Origin of the sequence: Pseudomonas mosselii, assembly GCF_003205295.1 — a bacterium.
GTDB lineage: Bacteria > Pseudomonadota > Gammaproteobacteria > Pseudomonadales > Pseudomonadaceae > Aquipseudomonas > Aquipseudomonas mosselii_B.
In genome coordinates, this window is the sequence record NZ_QJRP01000081.1 from 1 (window position 1) to 1,233 (window position 1,233).

A 1,233-nucleotide genomic window follows, 5' to 3' on the forward strand; every position below is an offset into this window, starting at 1 on the left:
GGCGCGCTGGATTCGCTCGCCTTGCAGATGGCCCTGGCCGATCTGGCGATGCGCCACGAGAGCCTGCGTACCTGCTTCCCGGTGCGCGACGGCGAGCCGTGGCAGGATATTGCGCCGCAGGCGCAGGTGGACTTCGCCGAATTCGATACCGACGCGGCGGCCCTGGAGGGGCTGTTGGCGGCAGAGCTCGAGCGCCCGTTTGCCCTGGACTGCTCGCCTCCCTGGCGAGCCCGGCTGTATCGGCTGGGCGACGATGAGCAGGTGCTCCTGCTGGTGCTGCACCACATTGTCACCGATGGCGCATCGCAAGGGCCGCTGCTCAACGACCTGGCGCAGGCCTATCGGTCGCGTTCGACAGGCGCGGCCCCCAGCTGGGCAGCCTTGCCGGTGCAGTATGCGGATTACAGCCTGTGGCAACGGCACTGGCTGGGCGAGGTCGAGGATGCGCAGAGCGCCTTGGCACGACAGCTGGACTATTGGCGCACGGCGCTCCACGCGTTGCCCACGCAGATTGCCCTGCCGATGGATCGGCCACGTCCAGCCGTGGCCAGCACGCAAGGGGGTGTGGTCCGGTTCGAGGTTCCGGCGGCGCTGCATCAGCGCCTGCACGCCTTGGCCCAGTCACGGCGCGCGACCTTGTTCATGGTGCTGCAGGCCGGTTTCGCCGGGTTGCTGAGCCGCCTGGGCGCAGGCCCCGATATTCCGATCGGCAGCCCGGTGGCCGGCCGTGTCGAGGAAAGCCTGGAGTCCCTGGTGGGGTTCTTCGTCAACACCTTGGTGCTGCGCACGGATACCCAGGGCAACCCCGATTTCCTGACCTTGATCGATCGAGTGCGGGCCACTGACCTTGAGGCGTATTCGAACCAGGACCTGCCTTTCGAACGCCTGGTGGAGGTGCTCAACCCTGTGCGTTCGCTGGCTCACCATGCCTTGTTCCAGGTCACGCTGAGCCTGGAGGCCAGCCAGGGTTCGGACCTTGGACAACTGGCGTTGCCGGGGCTGGCGGTGAGTCCGCTGGCGGCCAGTGGCACCCGGGTCAAGTTCGACCTGTCCCTGTCGTTCATGGAGCAGGCAGGACAGCAGGGCTTGCAAGGTACGCTGGAGTACCGACTGGACCTGTTCGACGCAAGCACGGTGGAAGTTCTGGCGCAGCGCCTGCTGATATTGCTCGAGGCGGCCAGCCAGTCGCCTGGCACCGCGCTGGGCGAGCTGGACATCCTGCGGCCCGGGGAG

Annotated in this window: 1 protein-coding gene; it reads left to right on the forward strand. The window is 67.3% G+C overall.

Going from position 1 to position 1,233, the window contains the following annotated elements; genetic code table 11:
• Positions 1-1,233: condensation domain-containing protein (locus DMX06_RS26030; protein WP_258378926.1), on the forward strand; the 1,233-nt coding region annotated here is incomplete at both ends.